Origin of the sequence: Streptomyces sp. WAC06614 (assembly GCF_003949795.1) — a bacterium.
Lineage (GTDB): Bacteria > Actinomycetota > Actinomycetes > Streptomycetales > Streptomycetaceae > Streptomyces.
This window is the reverse complement of sequence record NZ_RPRY01000052.1, coordinates 1-24,190: the sequence shown is the minus strand read 5'-3', so window position 1 is coordinate 24,190 and position 24,190 is coordinate 1. Positions and strand designations below refer to the sequence as shown.

Here is a 24,190-nt window from a genome sequence, read left to right as displayed (position 1 = left end):
CGTGGCCGTCGACCGGACCGGACCGGACCGGTCCGGCTCAGCGGTTGTGGGGCATGGTGGGGTGGTCGAGGCCCGGGCGTCCGATCGTGCGGCGCCGGTGGTCGGCGCGGTCCCGGGCACCGGATGCGGCGGCCAGAGCCAGGAGGGTGGCGAGGGCGCCGGCGATGAGGTTGCTGGTGATGGAACGGGTGTGCGCGACGTCGCCGGCGACCACCCAGGGAGCGACGCAGGTCCAGATGCCGAGAGCGGCCGCGGCCCAGGCCATGGAGTGCGTGCGCTCGTAGGACGTGCCGAGTCCACCGAGCAGGAGCATGTAGGCGAGCCCGGCGATCAGGTTGGTCACGGCCAGCGTCGTGAACCCGTTGAAGCCGACGATCCAGGGGGAGGCCGCGAGGTAGAGCCCGGTGAGCACGGCCATGGCCTCGATCATCTGGGCCCGCGGGGTGGCTGCGGCCCGGTCGTGCCGGGCGCGCAGCTCCAGCAGGTCAGGGTGCTGCTCGATAGGGGCGTGGTGCGTGGACGCCATGCTGACCTCCTAGGCGGTGATGTTTAACCGCCCCCTACCCGCACGGGCAGAATCAACCACAATGCGGCCGAAATCATTCAAGCGGAGCCGCGATCGGAAGCCGCAGGTGTAGCCGGACCGGATCCGGGTCCGAAGCCGCAACCGAAGAGCAGACGACGGCCCGCCGCCGGCGCCTGCCCACCGAAGCGTGGACGCCCCGACCCCGAACGTAGCGCGGATGTCGCTGTCGTCACCCGGTGCGCCCCGGCCGACAGGCGCAGTGCGTGCGGACCCCGCTGCCCGCCACGACCGACTCCTCGTGGGACACCGCCCGCGTCCGGGCGTTGCGGCATCTGGACCGGCCGATCTCCCTGCCCGAGCTCGCCGGTCAGGCCCAGGCCGGCGCGCGGACCCTGACCCGCCGCTTCACCGCCGAGACCGGCGTGAGGCCGCTCCGGTGGCTGCTCCAGCTGCGGCTGCTGCGGCTGCTGCGGGCCCGCGAGCTGGGGGAGACCACCGACCTCACCGTCGACCACGCGGCGCGCTCCCCGAAGTCGGCGGGCGCGGCGTCGCCGGGCGGCTCCTACGCGCTCGGTGCGGTCCGTACGAACACCCCGGCGCGGGCCGCCGCGACCGCCGCTCCGGCTGCTCGCCCGGCCGCGGTGTCGTCCAGCGGGGCGTGCGTCGTCAGCAGCCGGTAGTACAGCGGGGCGGAGACGGCCCGGACGACCTCCGCGGCGTCCGTGCCCTCCGGCAACTCCCCCCGCGCGACGGCCTCCTCGACGCAGGGCGCCCATTCCGCGACCCGGACCTCGTAGAACCGGTGCAGCGCCTCGGCCGTCCGCGCGTCGGCCGTGGCCGCCGCGATCACGGCCTTGAACAAGGGACCCTGGCGCGGGTCGGACAGCGTACGCCGGACCAACTCGGCGTTGGCCAGCAGGTCTTCCTCCAGCGAGCCCGTGCGGGTGCGGGGGAGCGACTGTTCGGCCATGTCGTGCAGCAGGTCGGCGACCAGGCCGGCCGCGGTGCCCCACCGCCGGTACACCGTGGTCTTGCCGACCCCGGCCCGGCGGGCGACCTCGGCGAGGTCCAGCCCGTGGAAGCCCCGTTCGGCCAGCATGTCCCCGCCGGCCTCCAGCACGGCGGCCCGCACCCGCGCCGTCCGGCCCCCGGGGCGCAGCGTCCCCGGCTCGCCAGGCCCGTCCGTGGGCATCGGGGCATCACTCGGCAACGTCATAACGGGCCTCCGGTTCCATTAGTGCCGATCGCGTGTTAGGTTGAGGCCACCTTAAAGGTTCTGAGGTTCCATTACTGCTCTCACTGCTCTCGGGAGGAATCCGTCATGGAGTACAGGCAACTGGGCGCGTCCGGCCTCAAGGTCCCCGCTCTCGGCTTCGGTGCGGGCACCTTCGGCGGCCGGGGCCCCGTCTTCGGCGCCTGGGGCAGCACGGACGCCCAGGAGGCGCGCCGGCTCGTCGACATCTGCCTCGACGCCGGCATCACCCTCTTCGACACCGCCGACGTCTACTCGGCCGGCGCCTCCGAGGAGGTCCTCGGCCAGGCCGTCCGAGGCCGCCGCGACCAGGTCCTCATCTCGACCAAGGCGGGGCTGCCCACCGGCGACGGCCCCGGCGAGTACGGCACCTCCCGCGCGCGCCTGATCGGCGCGGTCGAGGGCGCCCTGCGCCGGCTCGGCACCGACCACATCGACCTGTTCCAACTCCACGGCTTCGACGCCGCCACCCCCGTCGAGGAAGTGCTGTCCACCCTCGACCAGCTCGTCCGCTCCGGCAAGGTCCGCTACACCGGCGTCTCCAACTTCGCCGGCTGGCAACTGATGAAGTCCCTCTCCGCCGCCGACCGGCACGGCTTCCCGCGCTACGTGGCCCACCAGGTCTACTACTCCCTCGTCGGACGCGACTACGAATGGGAGCTGATGCCCCTCGCCGACGACCAGCGCGTCGGCGCGATGGTCTGGAGCCCGCTGGGCTGGGGCCGCCTCACCGGCAAGCTGCGCCGCGGCCGCCCGCTGCCCGCCGGAAGCCGGCTGCACGAGACCGCCGACTACGGCCCGCCGGTGGAGGACGCCTACCTGTACGACGTGGTCGACGCCCTCGACGAGGTCGCCCAGGAGACGGGCCGCACCATCCCCCAGGTCGCCATCAACTGGCTGCTACGCCGCCCGACCGTCTCCACCGTCCTCGTCGGCGCGCGCAACGAGGAGCAACTGCGGCAGAACATCGGCGCCGTCGGCTGGGAGCTCACCGCCGATCAGATGTCCCGCCTCGACGCTGCGAGCCACCGCCCCGCGCCCTACCCGTACTTCCCGTACGAGCGCCAGGAAGGCTTCGCCCGCCTCAGCCCCCCGCTCACGGCCCGCCCCTGACGGCCTCGGACCGAAGCGCAGCGTCAGCATCCGCCTGACACCTTCCTGCCCCGGCACGCCACGACCCGTGGCCTGCCAGGGCCGACCCTCGACGCCGTCCGCAACGCAAGCTCACTGCGGAGCGCCCTCGGCATTCTCGGCACGTCGAGCGGCCCGAGTCATTTTGGCGCTTTGCTCCTTCTCCGTCAGATCTTTCTTGATCTGCTCGGCCAAGGCGGCGCCCTGTTCGATACCCAGCCTTTGGAGGACTGCGTCGATCACCAGCGGAAGCTTTTTGTTGCCCATGCGGACCTGCTCCCTGCGGATCTCGGGGTACAGGGCGAGTGCTCGGGCACGTAGGTAGCTGTCGTTCTCCTCTTCCAGGTCCTGCGTGATCAGAATGGCCCGAGGATCTTTCTGGCCGATGGTGAGCTGCTCGAGGACGGCGTCCACCACAGTCGACAGTGTCCGGTGATTCCCGCGGATCTCGTGGAAGACACGGCGTGCCTGATCGCGCTCATCCTGGGCATAGCTCGAACCACCGGCGCCGGTGGGCGGCGCGGGCTCCGCGATGTGAGGCACGCCGTGCCCGAGCTGATTCTTGAGCTTGTGCACGGCACGCACCGTGGTCTCGAGCTCCTCTTTACGAAGGCGCAGCTGCTCCTCGGCCTCGGGTCCTTTCCCGTCCAGACGCCGGACGGTGCGCTTCAGCCGATGCACCTTGGCCTGCAATTCCAGGAGCGCGACCTCGCCGGAAGCCTTGTCACGAGCCTCCTCCGCATCACGGAGCAGCTCCTGCTCCCTCCCGGCCGAAGGCGCAATGGCGCTGGACGTCAACTCTTGTACGCGCTTCTGCTGCGCGGCGAGTACCTCCATGGCGGCCTGCTGCGTGGCTGCCCGCCTGTTCCTCCTCAGCTCGCGTTCTGTCTGGCGCCTGGCCTGGCGGTCGCGCTCCTCTTGAGCCTGGGCGGCTTTCGCAGCCGCCCGCTCGGCCTCGGCCTCCGCCCTGAGCCTGGCCTCCTGGGCCGCCCGCCGGGCTGCTGCCTCGGCCTGCTGGGCGTTGCGGCGGGCCTTCGCCGCGGCGTCGGCCTGAGCCTGCTCCGCGGCACGCCGGCGCTGCACTGCTGCCTTCGGGGATTCCTCGGCGGGAGTCTGCCTTTTCACGTTCCCCCATGAGCTCCACCACCTGCGGTCCTCGGCAGCGGCTTTCGCCTCGCGTGCGGCCTTCTCGCGGTCCGCTGCTTCCTTCTTGGCCCGGGCCTCGGCTTCCGCCCGCTCCTTCGCGGCCGCCGCCTCGCGCAACGCCCGGGCCTGGCGGGCGTCCTCGGCGGCCTTCGCCCGGGCAGCCGACTGCGCTTCCTTCTCGCGCCTCCGGGCGTCCCGCTGGTCTCGGGCCGCGGTACGCCGTGCGACCTCGGCCTCTCGCTTGCCGCCGCCGGGAAGGGCGCTCGCGCGCCTGCCGAATGCTTCGCAGAAGAGTCGGTAGACCTTCCGGAGATAATCGTCCGAAACGCCGACGCCGGCAGCGACGGGAATGGGGTGCCCGTTCAGCGCGCCGAAGAAAACGATCTCCTCGGTCTGCGTGTCCAGTCGGCCACCGGTGACTTCCCGAAGATATTCCCGGCAATAATAGCGGAAGGCGAGCTCTATTTGCTGGGCATCGTCCCCCATGCCCAGTTCGAGCGTCCCGCCGGCGAGACCCGCGAGATCCGAATCCTTCACGACCCTGTAGTGGGCCGAGGTGAATATTTCGTCCCACCCCGGTCCATGCAGAAGGGGAGGGATGTCGAAAAACGACAGAATGGGCCAAGTGATATTCGCCGAAGTCTCGGTCCGCGTCGCAAAGGCGTGCACGAAAAGGGTATAAAGGGACGAGAACTCCTCTTCCGTGGCGTCCATGGCCTGTGCGACGGACCAGCTGTTCCTATTCTCTTCGGTCCAGCCGACCAGAGGGCCGAAATTAATCCTGCCCTCGATTTCCGCATCCGGGCATACACCGGTCGTCGCTTCGAGATATTCCCGGCAGTAGAACCTGAACGCACCCACGACCGCCGGCCCGATGTCGTCCCCGAACTGTGCCTCGGTCAAGTTTGACGGGCTCAGACCGGCGAGGATCTGATGGTTCTCCCGTGTGAAGCACGGGGCCCATTCTGGTCCGTTTAATATGTCGGGCAGGTCAAAAAAACCTAGGAGCTTCATGGAGTGCCTTGATTCTTTCGTGGGATGAGGAACTCACCTTAAGGGGTTCTCCCCAGCTGATCCGAGAGCCCGCGGACATACCTTTGGGCAGGCGTGAAGCATGTCGGGCCATTTCGTGCTGCACCATCGGCGTACCCGGCAGGGCCGCCCAGTCCCCGACGGCTGACACCGATCCGACCTCTCGACGTGGGCCCCGTCAGGGCAACCGCTTCGCAAGCGCGCCAGGTGAAAGGGGTAGGGGTTCGTCGGCCGGCCGCGCCGTGGATCATGTTCATGCCGCAGGCGAAGCCGTAGGAGCCCACCTGCTCCGGACACACCCGCACGGTGGTGCGGGTGTATGCCGGCAGCCCCGCCGGTCGCAGACCAGTTCCACCGGTACCCCCTGGCGGACCGCGATGAGGTCACTCCGGGAACAGGCCGTGACCAGCACAAGCCCTCACGGCACACGATCAACCTGCCGAGCGGGACGCACGCCCGGACAATGGAAGTGGTGCTCGGCTGCCGGTGTCCAGCAGACGAGCCGGTGGCACAGCCGGTGCCCGGGGAGGAACCGGCGAACCCGGAAGGGCCTGATCCCAGGCTGACGGACCGAAGGTGTGATGGCGATGCGCAGCCGTTTCGAGCCCGACCGGCAGCTGACCGCCCGCATGGCGATCACGATGTTCCTGCTCGGGCTGCTCTACGTGGCGTTCATCGCCGCGTTGATCGTGATGCTCAAGTCCGTCGTCCTGGTGGTCGTGATCGCCGGAGCCCTGCTGGGCGCCCAGTACTGGTACTCCGATCGAATCGCCCTGTACGCCATGCGCGGCCGGCTCGTCACGCCCGAGGAGCAGCCGCGGCTGCACGGCGTCGTCGACCGGCTGTGCGCGAGCGCGGACATGCCCAAGCCACGGGTCGCGGTCTCCGACATGGACCTGCCCAACGCATTCGCCACCGGCCGCAACGCAGACCACGCCGTGGTCTGCGTGACCACCGGTCTCATGCGCCGTCTGGAGACCGAGGAACTCGAAGGCGTCCTCGCCCACGAACTCTCCCACGTCGCCCACCGCGACGTGGCGGTGATCACCATCGCCTCGTTCCTGGGGGTCGTCGCCGGGCTGATCGTCCGCTTCGCCTTCTACTCCCAGCTGCTCGGCGGACGCAGCCAGCGGGACCAGAACGCCGCCGCCGTCTTCCTGGCGGTCATGGCCGTCTCGGCCCTCGTCTACGCCATCAGCTTCCTGCTCATCAGGGCCCTGTCCCGCTACCGCGAGCTGGCCGCCGACAGGGCCGCGGCCATGCTCACTGCCAAGCCGTCCGCCCTGGCCTCGGCGTTGACCAAGGTCAGCGGTGACATCGCCCGCATCCCCACCCAGGACCTGCGCACCGCCCAGGCGTTCAACGCGTTCTTCTTCACCCCCGCACTCGGGTCGGGCACCGCGGTGGCGAACCTGTTCTCCACCCACCCCACCCTGGAACGCCGGCTGGAGGCGCTCGCGCAGCTGTCCGCAGAGCTCGGCGAGCCGGGCGGCGAACCGGGCAGGCACTGAGCGAAGGAGACGGTGGCCCATGGGCTTCTGGGACGTGCTGTGGGGCCGGAGCAAGCCGGTCCGGCCCGACCTGGACCAGCTCTTCGCCCTGCCTTCGGCTGCGATCACCCTCCAGGCGGCCATCGGCTTCACCCCCACCGGCGAGGGATCGGTGTGCTTCGCCGCGATCGAAGGCGGCGCCTTCGCCCAGGTCCAGCAAGAGGTCCGAGCTCTCCTGGCCGCCGACTCCGGACGAGGCGGCGCCCCCGTGGAGTTCCGCCGCGACAGCTACGGATACTCCTGGCTGCTCTCGCGCCGCCCACCGGACGACCTGCCGGCCCTCGTGGGCGACCTCCACGCGGTCAACACCTCCCTGCAGGACAGTGGCTTCGGCCCGCACCTCCTCTGCTCGCTGGTCGCCTTCCACCATGCCGAGCTGGGCCGGCTCGCGCTGGTCTACCTCTACAAACGCGGCTCCTTCTACCCTTTCGCCCCGCGGTCCGGCAACAGACGCGACACCCCGCTGGAGCTTCAGGTCAGGGCCGTACTCAAGGACGATCTGCGCATCGAGCAGGACCTCAGCCGCTGGTTCCCGCTCTGGGGCGCCCCCGGCCTGTGACACCACTCATCCGACCGACCCGGGCCCCGGAGGTGACAACGTGATCGATGCCCAGCCCCGGGCGAGGAGGCACACCGAGGAAGATCGTGGCCGCGGCCACCGCCGCGCTCGCGGCCTCCGGACTGCCGACGAGTACGCCGCTGCCCACCACGCCCAGGGCCTGGCCGCGCGATGACGGCCGCAGGGGGCACCGCAAGGTGCCCCCCGAGGCAGTGGCGCACCCGAACGAAGCCGGTTGGTCGGGGCCGCACCGCCGCCAGTCCGGCTTCCGGCTCGGACAGCCGTCCGTGGGGGCGGCGACCGCCGACGGCGCAGAGATCACGGGCACGGCGTCAGCCGACGGTGTCGGCCTCCAGAAGAGGCTTGATCGAGGGGTCCTGCGCGAGGGTCTTCGCAGGGTCCTGGCTTTGCGCGGTCAGGGTGTCGGGCTTCCAGTCGGGGTGGCCCGGCATCGCGGGTGTGGTGGTTCCGTAGAGCCAGTCCTTCAGGAACGTGCCGACGTCACCGCCCGCGACCTGCTCGGCGACCCGGATGTAGTCGTCCGTGCTGGCGGACTTGTCCTTGTACTCCTTGAGGAATGCTGTTTCGATCTCGTGGAATTTCTCCTGACCCACCTTCTGCTGGAGTGCGTAGAGCGCGAGGGGGCCGCCGAGGTAAGCCTGGTTGCTGTAGATCGCGGCTTCGTCCTTCGGCTGTGCCACCGGCCCGTACAGGCTGCGGTAGGAGTTGCCCGCTTCGTAAGCGATCTTCATGGCCTCCTCCATGGTTCGGGCGCCGTTCCCGGACGGCCAGCCCTTCTCATAGCGGTAGACGAGACCGTAGTAGTTGGCGTGGCCCTCGCTGAGCCAGTTGTCGGACCACGTCTTCGGCGTGGTGCTGACTCCGAACCAGGAATGCGCCAACTCATGCACCATGTGCGACGCGATGAGCTTCTCCTCCTTTTGTCCGGCCAGATAGGACGGCTTGTAGAGGGTGAGGGTCTGTGTCTCCAGGCCGGTGAAGTCGAAGGGCTGGCTCGCTGTGGTATCGGCCGCGAGGATCCCGTAGGTCTCAAGGGGGAAGGGGCCGAGACGGCTGGGACTGGTGATCCACTTCATCTGGCCGGCTGTGAGTCCGAGTGCGTAGGTGAACTTGTTGCCGGCATCCGCCGGCACGACATCCCTGATGGGCACACCGTCAACCCTCGGCCCCTCGACGACCTTGTACTTGCCGACGGCCATCTGAACGAGCTCCGTAGCGATGGGGTGCTCGCTCTTGTACCGGTAGGTCGTGTAGCCGTCCTTGGTCTCCTGACCCGTCTTCAGACCGCTTGCCACACCGATGTCACCGCTGTCGCTCGGCACCGAGAGGTGGAAGGTGAAGTCCGCCTTGTTGCTGGGGATGTCGTTGCAGGGGAAGACGGTGTGTGCGCCATCCGGCTGCGCGGCGACGGCGAAGCCCGTCTTGGTGCCCGTCTTGATCCAGCCGCGGCCTCCCCCCTGGGGATTCACGGTGTAGGCGATCTTCACCTCCATCTGGTGACCCTTGTCCACCGGCCCCTCGGGCGTCACGGACAGCTTCTCCTTGGCTGCATCGGGTGCGAAGGCCGCTGTCCTGCCGTCCACGGTCACAGACGTGACATCAAGTCCGGCCGCGTCGAGAGTGAAGGAGCTCAGCTTCTCGGACGCCTTGGCCTTGATCACCGCAGTCGCCGCAACGGGGGCCTTCTGATCCTGCGGCTGGTAGCGCATGGACAGGTCGTAGCTGTCGACCGTGTACCCCTTGTTCCCCAGGTTCGGGTAGAGAGGCGAGGGCGCGGAAGAGGCCGGCTTCGGTGCGGCCTGGTGGTCCGCTGCCCACGCCGCGGAGGCGGGGGTGGCCAAAGCGGACACCGTCGTGGCCACAGCGACGGTGATAAGGGTGGTTCGACGCACAGAAATCCTCAGGAAGCTGATCGGGACCGTCGCCTCGCCCGCAACAGGAAGATCATCGATCACCTGTTGCCCGAGGCCACGTATGCAAGGGCGTTCTCATACTCGATCGCTCCCTGCGCCTCGGGAATCCGCTGATCAGAGGATGCACCAGGGGGTGCCGGGCCAAGCGGTGGTCGGAATGCCGTCCGCCTCCTGGTCCGGGAGGAGGTCCCCCGGCCGACGCGTCTCGACGTCGACGAGCACGGTTGCGCTCGAGCGACTGAGGACCCCGCGAAACCCGGCCTCCCGGAACGGTCGTAACCACTCCGTCACACAGCGCTGTCCTGGGCGCGCATCCCCCGGTACGGCCGGGCAGCCAACGGCACGGCGGCTCCGTTCAGCCTTCCAGCGGGTGCGGGCGCGTCAGGATCCGTTCGGCGAGACCGCCGCGTACCGCGGCCGCGGGCGAGCTGTCGGGCTTGCGTGCGGCCTGGTCCCGGAAGCAGGCCAGGAACTCGTCCGCGAGGCCCAGGCGAGGGTAGAGGTCCAGGACCTGCGCCCGGAACTCCGGGGTGAAGTCCTCTGCGTGGCGCCCGGAGATGTCCACGGCGGTCGACCGCTCCAGCAGATGGCCCTCCGGGTCCTCCCGCACGTCCACCGAGTCCCACATGTGGCGCACGATGACCTCGGAGAGCCGTTGCCGACGCTCTACGGGCCACCCCGCGCCGGCGGCGAACACCCACGCCACGTGTCCGCCGGCCTCCTCGAAGGCGACGGTGTGGCTGTCGAACTCCGGGACCAGGCCAAGGTCGTGGAGCAGCGCGGCGACGTACAGCAACTCGGCGTCGTGCTCGATCTGCCGGTCGGTGGCATACGCGGAGGCCCACACATAGGACCGCACCGAGTGGTTCAGCAAGGCTGGGGTGCAGTAGGCGGTGGCGACTTCGAGAGCAGCGGCACAGGCGGGAGTGTCAGGGGCAGTGGGTACGGTCAGTGACATGTACCCATCTTGATCGTCGTCCCGCGCGTGTGCAATGACGGTGCCCTGTCACATCCGACACTCGCGTACCTGGGGAGGCGTGCCCGGGACGACGCGCTCACCGGCCGGGCGTTCCACAGCAGTTCTGCCCCCCCTCCGGCGCGCACGAGGCCCCGTACCCTCCGGACAACCGGAGCGTACGGGGCCTCGTCGGCAGCGGTCAGGCCCCTGCGGGACCTTGCTCCGCGTGGATCACCGCGGTCATGCCGCGGATCACCACGCCGTGGATCACCGCGGTCACGTCGTGGTGGATCACCACGTGCCCGGGATCGTCTGCCAGCTCAGGAAGCCGTTCTCGAAGCCGCCGTCGGGACGGCCCTTGAACGTGAACGCGCCCGTGGCACCGCTGTGGTAGTTGTACATGGTCAGGACGTCCGCCCGGCCGTCGCCGTCCGAGTCGCCCGACACCGGCATGCCGGCGTTCGAGGCGTACCAGTTCTCGTCCGGCGTGTCCCAGCTGCGGACCGCCTCCCCGACCGTGCCGTCCGGCTTGGCCAGCAGCGTGAACAGCGCCGCGTGCCCGTTGCCGTGGTCGTACATCAGGGCGGCGTCCTCACGGCCGTCGCCGTTGTAGTCGCCGACCGTGAACTTGGTCCGGGCGTAGTCCCACTGCTCCTTGGTCTGCGTCCACGACTTCACCGGGTTCCCGAAGCCGCCGTTCGGCTGCGCCGGGAAGGTGAACATCGCCACGCCGCCGGCCGTGTAGCCGTACAGCGCGAGGATGTCGTCGCGGCCGTCACCGTTGGTGTCGCCCGCGCGGAACGTGGCGTGGAAGATCCACCAGTTGCCCGCGGGGACCTTCCAGCTCGCGACGGCGCCGTTGAAGGTGCCGTCGCCCTTCGAGGTCCACGTGTGCAGTCCGGCCGCGCCGTCGCCGTAGTCGTGGACCATGGCGATGTCGGCCTTCTTGTCGCCGTTGAAGTCACCGGCGAGGTAGATGCCCTTGGACCAGTCGAAGGAGCCCTTCGCGGCGGTCAGGCCCTTGACGGGGGTGAAGGTGCCCGTCGTGTTCGACAGGAACGACCACAGGGCGCTCGTTCCGTCGGGGTAGCCGTAGACGGCGCCGATGTCGGTGCGGCCGTCGCCGTTGAAGTCCCCGGCGACCCACTTGGCGCGGTCGGTCGAGAAGCTTCCCTTGGCGCTGGTCCAGCGGACCGTCGGCTCCTCGAAGCCGCCGTCGGGGCGGGCGTCGAGCACCCACAGGGCCGTGGTGTCGTCGCCGTAGTCGTAGACCGTGGCGAGGTCCGTGCGGCCGTCGCCGTTGAAGTCGCCCGACAGGTCGATGCGCTGGTCCGCGGTGCGGTCGCCGGGCTTGTGGTCGACGGTCGAGCCCGTCGTCCTGTTCCAGCGGACGTATCCGTTCTGGAAGTCCTCGCGCAGGCCGCCGGCTACCTCCCACTCGTCGGACGTCGGGTAGCCCAGCCAGCTCTTCTCGCTGCCCAGCGCGATCCACTTCTTACGGATCCCGCCGTGCACCGACCAGGCGCCGGTGGCCTTCGTCCAGTAGATGGAGCCCGTCTCGCCCGTCTCCGAGCGCTGGCGGAAGTGGTTGAAGCGGCCGACGCCGTCCGCCGTGGACGTCTCGTCGGTCACCGGGTAGCCGAGCTCGCTCGCCGGGCCGCCCAGTGCGGCGTACTTGCCGTAGACGGCTCCGTGCACCGACCAGGAGCCGGTGTCCTTCGAGTAGAAGATGCCGCCCTTGCCACCGACGGGGGAGTAGAAGGTGTTGAACCGGCCGTCGTCGAACGTCGGCGACTCGTCGGAGGTCGGGTACCCCATGATGCCCTTCTCCGCGCCGAGCGAGAGCCACTTGGCCCGGATGGAGCCCCACACGACCCAGGCACCGGTGCTCGGGTGCCAGTAGATCGAGCCGTTGTCCGCCGTCTGGCCGATGCCGCGGATGTGGACGAAGCGACCCGCGCCGTCCGCGGTGACCTGTACGTCGGTGCTCGGGTACCCGAGCTTCGCCGTGCCGCCCTTGGCCAGGAACTTGGCCAGGACCGGACCGCACAGGCTGTGCTTGCCGGTACCGGTGGAGCTGAACTCCTGGCACTCGGACCAGGACGTTCCGCCCAGGACCAGCTGCCGGCCGGCGCCGAACACGGAGCCGTCGGTGCCCGCGGCCCGGCCCGGGAACTCGGTGATCCGGCCGTCGCCGTCCCGCGACCACAGGTCGGCGAAGCCGTCGCGCTCGAAGTCGCCGTTGCTCGTCAGGTGCGCGTACGTGCTACCGGGGAAGCCGTTGCCGATGGAGGTGGCCCGCACCGACGCGTCGGCGTACACGGTCAGGTCCACGGCCGTGGGCGAGGCCGGGTCGGTGGCCTTGCGGCTGGTGTACTGGTGGATCCTGCCGGTGGTGGTGTCACGCGCCCACAGCTCCGGCAGCCCGTCGCCGTTGAGGTCGCCCGGCGCCATCAGCGTCATGTTCTTCCAGTCGGCGTTGCCGAGCAGGATGGGCTCGTACACGGCGTCGAGGAAGCCGACGGGGGAGCCGAGGTACAGCCAGAGCTGGTCCCCGGACTTCACCAGCAGGTCCGGCTGGTCGGCCTTGGTGTTCGGGTCCTCGGCCCGCTCGACCTCGACCACCTTGCCGTCGCCGTTGTCGTCGTTGACGCTGCCGATCGCGAGGACCTGCTCGGCGTTGGCCCAGTGGTCGTCGGCGTCGGGGTTGCCGACCTGGAGCTCGATCCGCTCGGCCTCGGCGTCCTCCAGGTCACCGTTGCCGCGGCCCGGGTAGACGTAGAGGTTCTGGCGGGAGTTGTCCGGACTCGGCCGCAGGGTGACGAGGTCCTCGTAGTAGTCCTCGTTCCAGCTGCCGCGGTGGGTCAGCGAGGTGACGTCCGCGAACGAGCCGCGGTCGAGCTGCTGCGACAGCGCGAACGAGCCGTCGCCCTTGCCCGGGTGCATCCACAGCTGGCCGGACCCCGGGTCCACGCTCCACATGTCGGTGGTGCCGTCGCCGTTGAGGTCGGCCGGCTTGTCACGCGTCGGGTAGCGCTTGGCGTAGAACAGGTATTCCTTGAGGTCCGACGGGTTGCCCGAGGCGTCGACGCTGCGCACGAACAGGCGCTGCGGCCCGGCCGTGGTCGGCTCGTACGGGATCTCCACGGAGCCGCCCGCGCCGGCGGCGCGCTTCTCCTCGACCTTGGGGTTGGAGTCGGTCCAGTACCGGTAGGCGACGACGTCCTTGACGCCGTTGGCACCCACGGTGAAGCTGCCCTTGGTCCGCACGAAGGGGACCTTGTCCGGGTCGTCGGTGTTCTCCGGGAACTGCGCCGAGGTCACGCTCGGCCGCTTGTCCGGCCGGGTGCGGTCGAGGGTGAACTTGCACTGCCCGGCCCACGGGCCGGTGGTGACGCCGTCCAGCGTACGGACGTCCCAGCGGTAGGTGCCGTCGAGCTTGGCGGCCGGGATCGGCAGCTGGGCGATGTTGCCGTTGGTCACCTTGACCTTGGTCTTGACGGGGTCGGTGGTGCCGTCCTTCCAGTAGTGGAACTCGGCGTGGAGGGAGGTGTCCTCCTTGTCGGTGATCCGGGCGCGCAGCACGACCTGGTCGGTGATGCCGATCACGCCGCCGGTGCACGGCACGGACGGGTCGGTGGAGCGGTCCTTCGGCGCCGGCGGCGGGGTGTTGAACTTGATCGAGATCCGGGCGCTGTTCGGGTCGAGCTTGCGCCAGGAGACGTCGACGGTGTCCTTGGCGGCCTTCAGGCCGAAGGTCCAGTTGCCCCAGTGCTTCTTGGCGGCTTCCTGGACGGCCGACTTCACGTTCAGTTCGAGCAGGTCACCGTCGCCGGGGCAGCTGCGGCCGCCGTAGGACTGGCCGGTGGAGTCGACGAGCCGCTGCCAGTCGGGCTGGTTGTTCCAGGTGGTGGACTTGGAGATGGTGCCGGTGTCCCAGACCTGTACCTCACCGGACTTGCAGCTCCACGAGCCCGCGTACTTCTGCTTGATGCGCAGCGTGGACTCCAGGATCTGCTTGTCCCAGTAGTCCTTCATGCCGACCTGGAAGAAGGTCTTGGCACAGATGACCGCGTTGCCGTTCTGGGCGTCCTTGGCGCAGCCGACGCGGGCGTCCTTGCTGAGCGTGCCGCCGTTCCAGTAGTTGGTGCCGGCCGAGGACGGGAACGCGTTGTGCTTGTACGCGATCGTCCACGCCTGCTTCCACGCGTCCCACGTCGGGTCGATGACCACCGGGTAGCGCGTGGTGGGGGCGGTCAGCAGCTGCTGGTCGGGGGTCAGCGTCAGCTTCTCGCCCGCCAGCTGGACGCCGAGGTCGGCCTGCTTGGTGCCGTTCGTGATGGCCTGGGGTGCCTCCGACGCGGCCGGGCCGGCGGCGGGGGCCGAGCGCAGGAACTTCGTGCCCGGCGTGGCCGGTGCGGCGCCCGCCTGCGGGTTCTCACCGCTGGCGTCCCACATCTGGGGCTTGGCCGAGCCGAAGACGGTCTGGCCGGCGGGGTCCACTGCGTGCAGCTGTCCGTCGGCCTCGGCGCGTACGGTCAGGCCCTCGCCCTTGAGCCGGAAGTCGAGCCGGGCCAGCGCCGGGTTGGCGGCGGCCTCGCGGGTCTTGACGATCAGGGCGTGCGCGAAGCTGTCCACGTGCGCGGTGACGCGCAGGTCGACGCCCGGCAGCACCTCGGGGTACAGGGCGGTGCTGCCCTCGACCCTGGGCGCGGGAAGGGGCTGCGGCCAGGTCAGAGAAACGTTCCTGCCGTTTTTCGACATCACGGCGAGAGGCGCGTCGCCGCCGCCGGAAAAGGCCAGCCCGATGTCCGCCGCCTTCGGCGTCAGCGTGCCGTTCTTCCCGCGTTCCAAGGTGGCGTCGGCCGGTACCAGCTTTCCGGCCTTGCGGACCCGTACGGGCACCAGCGCGCGCTCGGCCGTAAAGGTGCCGTCGGGGTTCGCCCAGACCTCGTCCGTCTCCGTGCGCTGCCCGACGATCTCGACCGGCTTGCCGGTCCGCCTGGCCTCGGCCGCGGCCGTCTTTCCCTCGCCCGCGGAAGGGGCGCTTTCCGCGCCGGCGGCCTTTGCGGCCGTCGCGGCCGAGGCGGCTCCGGGGGCGACCGCGACCAGGCCTGCGGTGAGCGCCAGCGCCGTGACCAGTGCGGACGCCCTCCAGCGGGGTGGCGGATCGGTGGCGCGCAGGCGCGCCAGAGGTGGTCTCACGAATGTTCCTCGGTGGTCGATCCGTGCGTCCGCCGGCGTCCGGGAGAACGGCTCGGGCGCACGTGTGTTTTCTCGGTCGCGCCGAGCTTCTCATGGAAGTCGGCACCGTCCGATATTCGGAATCCCGGCTTCCGTTTCACTGTACACGTATGTCCGGTTTGACGGAATGCGGGGAGTGGTATCGGGCGGAACAAATAATTCCGGATCCCTTTCCGGAGACCTCTCGTGAGGGCCTTCCGGGCGGCTGCTGTTACGTTCTCGGCAGTTGTTCGAAAGCGTGTATATTCTGAAACACGCGCTACCTGTCACGGGATATAATTTGCGTAATCCCTATCGGTACGCTAGCGATGCGCGGCGCAGACGCGCATGGCGCTGGCCCGTTCCCCTTCTCGGAGTCACCCTCCTCGTCACGGGCCTGGGCACTCCGCCCGCCGCCGCGGCCGACGCGGCGAAGCGGCCCGAACTCCAGCGCCTCACCAAGGTCAGCGGCTCGCCGGTCACCGGCAAGCCCGCGCCCGGCCCCGGTGAGTCCCAGCGCAACAAGTGGACCGCCCCGCCCAAGGTGGCCTGGCCCGCGGCCGGCACGGCCGAGGTCGCCGTACCCACCCCCAAGGCCGCCCCGGTGGGCCGGATGTTCGCCGCGCCCTCCGCCGACGGCCCGGTGGCCCCGGCCGTCACCCAGGCCCGCGCCGGCTCCCTGCCCGTACGGGTCTCGGCCGGCAACGCCGTCACCCAGCGGGAACAGCGGGACCAGCCGGACCGGGACCAGCCGGACCAGGCCAAGGTCCAGGGCCGCTCCGCGCCGAGCGCGGCCGCCCCCGCCGAGTCCCTGCCCGCCTCCGACGTCAAGGTCAAGGTCGGCCTGCACGACCGGGCCGCCGCGAGCAAGGCCGGCGTACCCGGCGGCCTGCTGCTGTCGGTCCAGCGGTCCGACAGCGGTGGCGCCGGAGCCCCGGTCTCGGTCGAGCTCGACTACAACGCCTTCAAGAACGCCTACGGCGGCAGCTGGGGCTCCCGGCTGCGCTTCACCGCGCTGCCCGCCTGCGCCCTGACCACGCCCGAGCGCGCCGAGTGCCGCACCGGCACCCCGGTCACGGCCACCAACGACCCCCGCACGGGCACCTTGACGGCGACCTTCGACGCGCCCGCCGCCGCACCGGCCCCGCACGCCAGGTCCGGCGCCGCGGCGATGGCCGCCGCACCCGCCGCGGCACCGGCGACCGTACTGGCCGCCGCCCCGAGCGCGGACGGCGCCAACGGCACGTTCAAGGCCACCTCCCTGAGCCCGACCGGTTCCTGGCAGGCCGGCGGATCGGCCGGTGACTTCTCCTGGTCCTACCCGCTGGAGATCCCCGCCTCGCTCGGCGGCCCGAGCCCCTCGCTGGCGCTCGGCTACTCCAGTGCCGCCATCGACGGCCGCACCTCGGCCTCCGCGCAGCAGACCTCCTGGGTCGGCGACGGCTGGGACCTGGGGTCCAACTACATCGAGCGCTCCTTCACGCCCTGCAGCCAGGACAAGAAGGAAGGCTCCGGCTTCAACAACCCCAAGGACGACACGGGAGACCTGTGCCATGCCGTCTCCATGGTCACCATGTCCCTCAACGGCGGTTCCACGACCCTCGTCCGGGACGACAAGAGCGGCACCTGGCGCCCGTCCCAGGACGACGGCTCCCGGGTGGAGCTGCTGACCGGCGCCGACAACGGTGACAAGAAGGGCGAGTACTGGCGGGTCACCACCCCCCAGGGCATCCAGTTCCACTTCGGCCTGAACAAGGTCCCCGGCTGGACCGAGGGCAAGCCGCTGACGAACTCGGCGCTGGTGGTGCCGGTCTACGGCAACCACCCGGGCGAGGACTGCTTCAAGCCCGGCGACTTCGCCGACTCCGTGTGCAACCAGGTGTACCGCTGGAACCTCGACCACGTCGTGGACCCGCGCGGCAACGCCATGACCTACTGGTACAACAAGGAGGTCAACCACTACGGGTCGAACTACAAGATCGCCGGTGGTTCCACGGCCCGCGCCTACGACCGGGCCGGCTGGCTCGACCACATCTCGTACGGCCTGCGCCAGGACAACCTCTTCGCCCCGGCCCCGGCCCAGGTCGACTTCACCGTCGCCGAACGCTGCCTGAAGACCAAGGACTTCGACTGCGACCCGGCCAAGCTCAAGCCCGAGGTCGACTGGAACATCGCCAAGATGTGGCCGGACACCCCCGGCGACCAGCTGTGCGCCAAGGGCGAGGAGTGCAAGGGCCGGTTCACCCCGACCTTCTTCTCCCGCAAGCGCCTGACGGAGATCACCACCAAGGTCTGGGACGGCACCACCCACAAGCCGGTCGACACCTGGAAGCTCACCCAGGACTTCCCGACGACCGGTGACGGCACCGACTACCCGCTGTGGCTCGCCGCCATCCAGCACATCGGCAAGAACGACAAGGACGGCAAGGAGATCGCGCTCCCGCCGGTCACCTTCCGGGGCAAGCAACTGCCCAACCGGGTCGACGGCATGGGCGACGGCAAGCCGCCGTACTACCGCTACCGCATCGAGGCGATCGACACCGAGACCGGGTCGACCGTCAACGTGCAGTTCAAGGAGCCGGAGTGCCGGGCCGCGAACCCCCGGGTCCTCCCGGACGCCCCGGAGTCCAACACCCTGCGCTGCTTCCCGGTGATCTCCGAGATACCGGACCCGAGCGACCCCAAGCGCGAGAAGAAGCTCTACGTCACGGACTGGTTCCACAAGCACGTCGTGGACCGGGTGCAGGAGGAGGACCGCAACGGCAACTCGCCGACGCGCGTCACCGAGTACCAGTACCTCGGCAAGCCGGCCTGGGCGTACGACGACGAGACCGAGCTGATGCGGCCGGGCACCCGCACGTGGTCGCAGTGGCGCGGCTACGAGCGCGTGCGCACGTTCGTCGGCGCGGCCCCCGACAAGCGCTCCATGACGGAGACCCTCTTCTTCCGCGGCCTCGACGGCGACCGCGCCGCCCCGTCCGGCGGCAGGAAATCGGTCAAGGTCAAGGACTCCGAGGGCGCGGAGATGACCGACCACCGCCTGTTCGCCGGTCAGACCCGTGAGGTCCTGGCCTACAACGGCGAAGGCGGCGCCCTCGAAGCGGCCACCACGTACACCCCGTGGCTGCACGGCCCCACGGCCACCCGCGCCCGCCCGGGCATCGAGCCGCTGGAGGCGTACGTCCACGGCACCACCGAGGTGGCCTCGCGCATCCTGCTCTCCGACAACCGGGGCTGGCGCCGTACGTCGCAGCAGACGGAGTTCGACGAGCGCGGCCTGGCCAAGTGGGTCTCCAACCTCGGTGACCTCGCCGACGCCAAGGACGACACCTGCACCCGCTTCGAGTACGACTCGGACGAGGCGCGCTGGATCATCGGCCGGCAGAAGCGCATCGAGACGGTGAGCAAGGCGTGCGGCGCGAAGGACGTCAAGCGTCCGGACCACCTGGTCTCCGACTCCCGCATGTACTACGACGCCCAGGGCAACCTCTCCCGCACGGAGTCGCTGTCCGGCTGGTCCAACGGCCAGCCCCAGTACACGACCGACGGTTCGCTGACGTTCGACGCCTACGGCCGCCCGCGGACCATGACCGACGTGTTCGGCAAGGTCACCCGGACCGACTACACCCCGGCCGCCGGCCAGATCGTCACCAGGACCGTCACCACCAACCCCCTGGGCCACACCCAGACGGTGGAGACCGACCGCGGCCGCGGCTCGGTCCTGGCCAAGCAGGACACCAACAACCGGCGCACGGTCATGCAGTACGACCCGCTCGGCCGTCTGACGAAGGCCTGGTCGCCGGACCGTGACCCCGACACCAAGTCGCCGGACGCCGAGTTCTCCTACGACGTCCGTCCCGACAAGCCCGTGGTCATCACCACCAAGAGCCTCCTCGACGACGGCACGTACCGCAGCAGCTACGAGATCTTCGACAGCAGCCTGCGCATCCGCCAGACCCAGATGGAGGCGCTCGGCGGCGGCCGGGTCATCAGCGACACCTTCTACAACAGCCTGGGCCAGGTCTGGAAGTCCAACGGCGCCTACTACACCGCGGGCACGGCCTCCGGTGAGCAGTTCGCGCCCAAGGACAACGAGGTCTCGGCCTCGACCCTGACCGAGTACGACGGCTCCGGCCGTCCGACCGCGCAGATCTCCCGCAAGTTCGGCGAGGAGACCTCGCGGACGACCACCACGTACGGCGGCGACAACATCACCGTCGACCCTCCGACGGGCGAGACCCCCACCCGGGCCTTCCTGGACGGGCAGGGCCGCAAGACCGAGCTGCGCTTCTTCCGCTCGGACGCGCCGACCGGGGCCTACGACAAGACGCGCTACCAGTACGACCACCGCGGCCAGCTCTCCTCGGTCACCAACGAGGCGGGCGACACCTGGACGTTCGAGTACGACCTGCGCGGCCGTCTGGTCAGGAACTCCGACCCCGAGAAGGGCATGTCGACCCGCGCCTACGGCAAGGGCGACCGGCTGGAGTCGATCACCGACTCCCGCGGGCGTACCGTCGCGCTCGAGTACGACGTGCTCGGCCGCACGACGGCCACCTACGAGGGCTCGCTGAAGGGCACCAAGCTGACGGAGGCGGTCTACGACACCCTCCCGGGCGCGGTCGGCCTGCCGGTGTCCTCGACCCGGTACGTGGGCGGCAACGCCTACACCCAGGCGGTGACCGGCTACGACACCGAGTACCGGCCGACGGGCAGCTCGATCACCATCCCGAAGTCCGAGGGCGCCCTGGCCGGCACCTACACGTTCGCCACCGGCTACCGGCCGAACACCGGCCTCACCGCGTGGACCCAGCAGCCCGCCGTCGGCGGACTGCCCGCCGAACGCGTCACGATGGCCTACAACCACTTCGAACTCCCCACGATCATGGGTGTCGCGGGGAAGACGTTCGTGGGCAAGGTCGACTACTCGCCGATGGGCGACGTGCTGCGCACCGAGGCCGGCCAGGCCGGCTCGCAGCTGTACTCCACGCACTTCTACGACGAGCAGACCCGCCGCCTCACGCGACGCGTCAACGACCGCGAGAAGGCCCCCGGCCGGATCAACGACACCTCGTACGAGTACGACACCATCGGCAACGTCCTCAAGATCACGGACAAGGAGGGTCCGGAGAGCGCCGGCGTCACCGACACGCAGTGCTTCGCGTACGACTACATGCGCCGCATGACGGACGCGTGGACGGCGACCGACGACTGCGCGGCGAAGCCGGGCGCGGCCGGTCCGGGCTCGACGCCCAAGGTCGGCGGCCCCAACCCGTACTGGACGTCGTACAGCTTCGACGCGGCCGGCAACCGCACCAAGGAGGTGCAGCACGCGCCGACGGGTGACCTCACCAAGGACGTCGTCCGCTCCTACAAGTACGGCACTCCCGGCACGCGCGCTGCCAACGCGCTGCGCACGGTGGACACCACCGGCCCGCAGGGCTCGCGCACCGAGTCGTACACCTACGACGAGCTGGGCAACACCGTCTCGCGTACCGTCCAGGGCGACAAGCAGAACCTGGAATGGGACGTCGAGGGCCGCCTGAGCAAGGTCACCCAGGGCTCCACCACCACGGAGTTCCTCTACGACACCAGCGGCAAGCGACTGATCAAGCGGGACCCGACCGGCACGACGCTGTACCTGCCGGGCAGCGAGATCAAGCTGACCAAGTCCGGGGCGTTCGAGAGCAACCGGTACTTCTCCCACCCCGCCGGCCCGACGATGGTCCGGACGGCGAAGGGCGGCACGCTCTCCACGTCGTACCTGATCGGTGACCAGAACGGCACCGCGAACACCGCCGTGGACGCCGCGACCGGGGAGATCACCCGGCGCAAGTTCATGCCGTTCGGCGAGGCGCGCGGCGCGACGCCGCAGGTGTTCCCGGGCAAGAAGGGCTTCGTCGGGGGCGAGACCGACGACTCCACGGGCCTGGTCCACCTGGGGGCCCGTGAGTACGATCCGGCGCTCGGACGGTTCCTGTCCGTCGACCCGATCGTCGACTTCAACGAGCCCAAGCAGCAGAACCCGTACACCTACGGGGCCAACTCGCCGGTCACCTTCAGCGACCCCAGCGGTATGTCCATCGCCCCGCCGGTCATGCCGGTCAAGGACTTCACCGACGCCGAACTGGCCTGGGCGAAGTGGGCCCAGGGCCGCAGCGCCCTGGACGTGGCACTCGAGGTCGCCGTCGGCATCCTGAAGGACGCCTCCGGCTACAACGACATCCGCGACTGCCTCGGCGGCGACTGGGGCGCCTGCGCCGGACTCGCCTTCGAGGCGGCACTGCCCTTCGCCGGCAAGGCCAAGCGCATCCTGAAGGCCCTGGACCGGGCCTGGGACGCGTTCAACGGCTGGATGAGCAAGCTGGCGCTCGCCCGGGACATCATCGCCAGGGCCCAGAAGTACCAGCAGGCGATGGCCAAGTACGCCGAGGACCTCGCCGAGTGGAAGCGCCAGATCGAGGAAGCGGCCGAACGGGCCCGAAAACTGGAGGAGGAAGCGGCAGCGGCGCGCAGAGCCGCGCAGGAACAGGCGGCGGCAGCGGCCAGGAAGGCCGACGAGGCGCGGGCCACCGCGGCACGCCAGGCCAGGGAGTCCGCGGCCAAGGCCAAGAAGGCCGACCGCGACGGCAAGGCCACGAAGGCGGAGGAGCCCAAGAAGGCGGCCAAGAAGGACCCCGAGGCGGGCGAGACCTGCAACAGCTTCGTGCCGGGGACCAACGTCCTGATGGCCGACGGCTCCACCAAGCCGATCGAGCAGATCGCGCTGGGCGAGGAGGTCCTCGCCACCGATCCGGAGTCGGGCACCACGACCGCGGAGCCGGTCGCGGCGCTCATCGTGGGTGAGGGCCAGAAGAACCTGGTCGAGGTCACGATCGACACCGACGGGGACCGGGGCAGCGCCACCGACACGATCACGGCGACCGACGGGCACCCGTTCTGGGTCCCGGCACTGGGCGACTGGCTGCGCGCCGAGGACCTGAAGGCCGGTCAGTGGCTGCAGACCTCGTCGGGCACGTGGGTCCAGGTCACCGCCGTCAAGGCGTGGACGCAGCACAAGCGGGTCCACAACCTCACCGTCGCGAACCACCACACGTACTACGCCCTGGCGGGTGCGAGCCCGCTCCTGGTCCACAACTGCAACGGCACCGGCCAGAACGTCGACGTCGACTACGGCAGCATCAGCAACGGCCAGCGCTCGGGCATCGTCGCCATCGTGTCACCGGCGACGACCAAGGGCACCAAGGCGGTGCAGCGCATCAAGCCCCCGGGCTTCGGCGGCGAAGCCGCCGGCCACGCGCGGGGTCACCTGCTGCCCAAGGCCCTGGGCGGATCGGGCCGCATCGACGAGAACCTCGTGACGACCACGGCCAAGGTGGACAACGGGCCGATGAACGATTTCGAGATGGAGATCGCGGACCACGTCTTCAACGGCAAGAACACGATCCTCTACTCGTCGACTCCCAAATACCATCCGGGAGCGGACAAACCGTATGCGATCGTGATCGAAGCGTTCGACGACAACGGCTGGCACCGAAAGAAGACATTCCATATGTAGCCTGGCGACGACTGACGACTGACGACTGACGCCTGACAGAACGGGAAGCGGCCTGCCGGACAACCGGCAGGCCGCTTCCTGCTTCCCCCGCTTCCCCTGCTCCCCTGGAACATGGTGACCATGACCACGACCTTCCCGCAGAACCTGATCGACCTCACCGACGGGGACAACTCCGTCTCCGTCCGGGCCCTCGGCCCGCACCCGACCGAGCCCGGCTGCTTCGACGCGGAGATCGTCGTACGCACCTCGTTCGTCACCGGCCGCCTGTGGCTGTTCCTCTCACCGCGCCGACTCGCCGAGTGGCGGACGACGCTCGACGCCCTGGCCGCGGGCCACGACACCACCTGGATGGAGCCCGACAGCGGCCCCTCCTTCGGCATCCGCCTGTGGGGCGAACGGGAGTGCCCGGAGGTCGTCATCGAGGACGAGTCCCTGTCCATGGTCACCGTGACGGTGCCGATCGGACTGGAGGCCGACTGGCTCGACGAACAGCGCCGACTCCTGCAAGCCTTCACCGAGACCCACGGGACGGGCCACGGCTGAGCCGGGGTTGCCCGGGGCAGGGTGCGCCGCTGGCCGAGCGCAGGTCCACTCGGCCGCGGACCACCACGTCGGTTCGGCTTCTATGCCGCGAGGCGGGTCAGGGCAGCGGCCAGCGCGCGGACCGCATGCTCGGCATCGGTGTACTGCTCGGGGGTCGGGCGTACGGTGTCGAAGGCGCGGAGCCCTCCTGCAGGCAGTGCTCGCCAGTGCAGGACAGGCGAGAGGGCTTCGATGCACGCGGCGAGAAACCAGGCAAGGCGGCCGTGGGTGCGGGCCAGCGCCATCGCCAACACCGCCACCGCCTCCCGCAGCTGCGCCAGGCGTTCGATCGCCGGCAACATTTCCTGCGCCGGCGCTGCGTCGACCGCCCCGGCGAGACCTGCCACCACCGAGAGCGCCAGAGCCCGATCGGTCGGAGTGAGCTCCCACGCCCCGTCCTGCGCTTGCTGCTCCGCCTCGTCGATCAGCGCCGCGACCACCGCCTGCACGCCCATGGCCACATCGTATCCGTCGGGCAACGGCGCGCCGGGGAGCGCACCCTCAGGCTGCGCCCGACTGATGATGTGAACAAGGGCGCTGGAAGCGGGCAGCAGCCGAGCAGCTCCCGGCCGGCGTCGCCGACGTCCGACCACGGGACGTCGCCCCTCGCAGGAGTCCGGGTCACCCGCCCCTGGAGGTGGTCCGCCCCTCGGCGCATGGGAGGACGGTGCGCGCCGCCCCCGCGGGTAGCCGCTCCCCGCCCGCCACCGCGAGCCACGAGGGTGACGGCACCGCGGCC

Annotated in this window: 13 protein-coding genes; 6 read left to right on the top strand and 7 right to left on the bottom strand. The window is 69.9% G+C overall.

The genetic code is table 11. The annotated features are described in order from the left end of the window. Positions 1–37 precede the first annotated feature (37 nt). Positions 38–526, bottom strand: coding sequence for an SPW repeat protein (locus tag EF918_RS10140; RefSeq protein WP_185921677.1), 489 nt, complete (start codon positions 524–526; stop codon positions 38–40). 236 nt (positions 527–762) lie between these two features. Here EF918_RS10140 and EF918_RS10135 point away from each other — a divergent pair, with 236 nt between their 5' ends. Next, complete coding sequence (locus EF918_RS10135) at positions 763–1,206, top strand: helix-turn-helix transcriptional regulator (RefSeq protein ID WP_185921676.1); 444 nt, start codon at positions 763–765, stop codon at positions 1,204–1,206. Here the strand turns inward: EF918_RS10135 and EF918_RS10130 are convergent. Continuing rightward, positions 1,089–1,718, bottom strand: a complete 630-nt coding sequence (locus EF918_RS10130) for a TetR/AcrR family transcriptional regulator (RefSeq protein ID WP_260610028.1) — start codon at positions 1,716–1,718, stop codon at positions 1,089–1,091. The two genes, EF918_RS10135 and EF918_RS10130, sit on opposite strands and share 118 nt — an antisense overlap. 129 nt (positions 1,719–1,847) lie before the next feature. Between EF918_RS10130 and EF918_RS10125 the strand changes: the two genes are divergently transcribed. Then, positions 1,848–2,891 carry an aldo/keto reductase gene (locus EF918_RS10125; protein ID WP_125643952.1) on the top strand — a complete coding sequence of 348 codons (1,044 nt, stop codon included), beginning with the start codon at positions 1,848–1,850 and terminating at the stop codon, positions 2,889–2,891. Between the two features lie 111 nt (positions 2,892–3,002). On the opposite strand, the gene EF918_RS10120 is transcribed toward EF918_RS10125, so the two are convergent. Next, complete coding sequence (locus tag EF918_RS10120) at positions 3,003–5,069, bottom strand: hypothetical protein (protein ID WP_125643950.1); 2,067 nt, start codon at positions 5,067–5,069, stop codon at positions 3,003–3,005. Positions 5,070–5,674: 605 nt separating this feature from the next. Between EF918_RS10120 and htpX the strand changes: the two genes are divergently transcribed. Then, positions 5,675–6,598: a zinc metalloprotease HtpX gene (gene htpX, locus EF918_RS10115; protein ID WP_125643948.1), complete on the top strand. Its 924-nt coding sequence runs from the start codon at positions 5,675–5,677 to the stop codon at positions 6,596–6,598. 19 nt (positions 6,599–6,617) lie between these two features. Then, positions 6,618–7,196: a hypothetical protein gene (locus tag EF918_RS10110; protein ID WP_125643946.1), complete on the top strand. Its 579-nt coding sequence runs from the start codon at positions 6,618–6,620 to the stop codon at positions 7,194–7,196. A gap of 332 nt (positions 7,197–7,528) precedes the next feature. Here the strand turns inward: EF918_RS10110 and EF918_RS10105 are convergent, their stop codons facing one another. From EF918_RS10105 to EF918_RS10095, 3 genes are all read right to left on the bottom strand, one after another. Continuing rightward, on the bottom strand, positions 7,529–9,079 hold the full coding sequence (locus EF918_RS10105) for a M1 family metallopeptidase (RefSeq protein WP_125643944.1): 1,551 nt from the start codon (positions 9,077–9,079) through the stop codon (positions 7,529–7,531). Between the two features lie 406 nt (positions 9,080–9,485). Beyond that, a complete protein-coding gene (locus EF918_RS10100; RefSeq protein WP_125643942.1) occupies positions 9,486–10,088 on the bottom strand; it encodes an HD domain-containing protein in 603 nt (200 codons plus the stop codon). A gap of 291 nt (positions 10,089–10,379) precedes the next feature. Further along, on the bottom strand, positions 10,380–15,293 hold the full coding sequence (locus EF918_RS10095) for an FG-GAP-like repeat-containing protein (RefSeq protein ID WP_125643940.1): 4,914 nt from the start codon (positions 15,291–15,293) through the stop codon (positions 10,380–10,382). Between the two features lie 319 nt (positions 15,294–15,612). Between EF918_RS10095 and EF918_RS10090 the strand changes: the two genes are divergently transcribed. Further along, positions 15,613–22,869, top strand: coding sequence for a polymorphic toxin-type HINT domain-containing protein (locus EF918_RS10090; protein WP_125643938.1), 7,257 nt, complete (start codon positions 15,613–15,615; stop codon positions 22,867–22,869). A gap of 120 nt (positions 22,870–22,989) precedes the next feature. Beyond that, on the top strand, positions 22,990–23,412 hold the full coding sequence (locus tag EF918_RS10085) for a DUF5959 family protein (protein WP_125643936.1): 423 nt from the start codon (positions 22,990–22,992) through the stop codon (positions 23,410–23,412). Between the two features lie 80 nt (positions 23,413–23,492). Here EF918_RS10085 and EF918_RS10080 read toward each other — a convergent pair whose 3' ends face one another. Continuing rightward, on the bottom strand, positions 23,493–23,906 hold the full coding sequence (locus EF918_RS10080; RefSeq protein ID WP_125643934.1) for a hypothetical protein: 414 nt from the start codon (positions 23,904–23,906) through the stop codon (positions 23,493–23,495). Positions 23,907–24,190 lie beyond the last annotated feature (284 nt).

Bases quoted from the DNA above. Each gene is read 5' to 3' on its own strand.
- EF918_RS10140 (WP_185921677.1), bottom strand. From the start codon at position 526: ATGGCGTCCACGCACCACGCCCCTATCGAGCAGCACCCTGACCTGCTG.
- EF918_RS10130 (WP_260610028.1), bottom strand. From the start codon at position 1,718: ATGCCCACGGACGGGCCTGGCGAGCCGGGGACGCTGCGCCCCGGGGGC.
- EF918_RS10125 (WP_125643952.1), top strand. From the start codon at position 1,848: ATGGAGTACAGGCAACTGGGCGCGTCCGGCCTCAAGGTCCCCGCTCTC.
- EF918_RS10120 (WP_125643950.1), bottom strand. From the start codon at position 5,069: ATGAAGCTCCTAGGTTTTTTTGACCTGCCCGACATATTAAACGGACCA.
- htpX (WP_125643948.1), top strand. From the start codon at position 5,675: ATGCGCAGCCGTTTCGAGCCCGACCGGCAGCTGACCGCCCGCATGGCG.
- EF918_RS10110 (WP_125643946.1), top strand. From the start codon at position 6,618: ATGGGCTTCTGGGACGTGCTGTGGGGCCGGAGCAAGCCGGTCCGGCCC.
- EF918_RS10100 (WP_125643942.1), bottom strand. From the start codon at position 10,088: ATGTCACTGACCGTACCCACTGCCCCTGACACTCCCGCCTGTGCCGCT.
- EF918_RS10085 (WP_125643936.1), top strand. From the start codon at position 22,990: ATGACCACGACCTTCCCGCAGAACCTGATCGACCTCACCGACGGGGAC.
- EF918_RS10080 (WP_125643934.1), bottom strand. From the start codon at position 23,906: ATGGGCGTGCAGGCGGTGGTCGCGGCGCTGATCGACGAGGCGGAGCAG.